1 protein-coding gene and 1 pseudogene are annotated in these 967 nt (G+C 68.7%); one reads left to right on the top strand and one right to left on the bottom strand.

The genetic code is table 11. From position 1 onward, the window contains the following. On the bottom strand, positions 1-636 hold a 636-nt coding region (locus tag TW83_RS18755; RefSeq protein ID WP_045984306.1), incomplete at its 3' end, for an alpha-D-ribose 1-methylphosphonate 5-triphosphate diphosphatase. A gap of 95 nt (positions 637-731) precedes the next feature. Between TW83_RS18755 and TW83_RS18760 the strand changes: the two are divergent. Further along, positions 732-967: pseudogene (locus TW83_RS18760) on the top strand (phosphonate metabolism protein); the annotation flags it as partial.

Raw genomic sequence — 967 nt, forward strand, 5'->3', positions numbered from 1 at the left:
CACGCGGGCGCGCAGGGCCTGCTGGTCGGCGACATGGTCCAGGAACTGGGCATCCGACAGGCCCTTCTTGCCGCAGACATAGTCGCGCAGCTTGCCGATGTCGCGGAACTGGCGTTCGCCGGGGGTGTGGTCCATCAGGCTGACGATGCCGATGCGGTCCCGGGGGCCGAACTTTGCCATCTCCTCGGGCAGGGTTTGGGAACAGATCTCGGCGCGCAGGTGCAGGAAATGGCTGATCCGCAGCGCCCCCTGGGCGCGGAGGCCCAGGATCTCGTCGGCCAGGGCGCGGGCATATTCGCCGTAGCCTGCATTGTTCGACGTCACGACCGACCCCACGCGCAGCGCGTCGAAGACGGTGGTGATGCCCACGCTGGCCAGTTCGGCGTCATGGGCGATGATCGCATGGGCATGGGGCCAGTCCACGCCGGGGCGCGGCTCGATATGGCGTTCCAGGTTGTCGGTGTGCAATTCGATCAGGCCCGGCATCAGCAGGTCGCCCTGACAATCCAGCGCGCCCGCGGGCAGGGCGCGGCCCTGGCCGATCTCTGCGATCAGCCCGTCGCGCAGGACCAGGTGGCCGTGGATCACCTCGGTCGGCAGGACCAGGCGGGCGTTGGCAAGGATGATGTCGGTCATGCGGTCGGGTTCCGTCTTGAAGGATCATGTCGAAGGGCGTCATCTGGCAGACGGCTGTCACAGCCGTGTGACACAACGGGCTTAGGGTGCCGCGCATGCAGGATTTCACACGATATGCCGTCTACTACGCGCCGCAACCCGGCATCTTTGCGGACCGTGCCGCGGCGTGGCTGGGCTGGGACCTGGCGGGCGGCCATGCGGTCGATGATCCGTCCCTGCCGGTGCGCCCGGTGGGGCAGCCGCGCCGATACGGGTTCCACGGCACCATCCGCGCGCCCTTCCGCCCCGTCGTCCCCGAAGCCGACCTGATCGCGGCCGTCGACGCGCTGGC

Origin of the sequence: Paracoccus sp. S4493 (assembly GCF_000967735.1) — a bacterium.
Classification (GTDB): Bacteria; Pseudomonadota; Alphaproteobacteria; order Rhodobacterales; family Rhodobacteraceae; genus Paracoccus; species Paracoccus marcusii.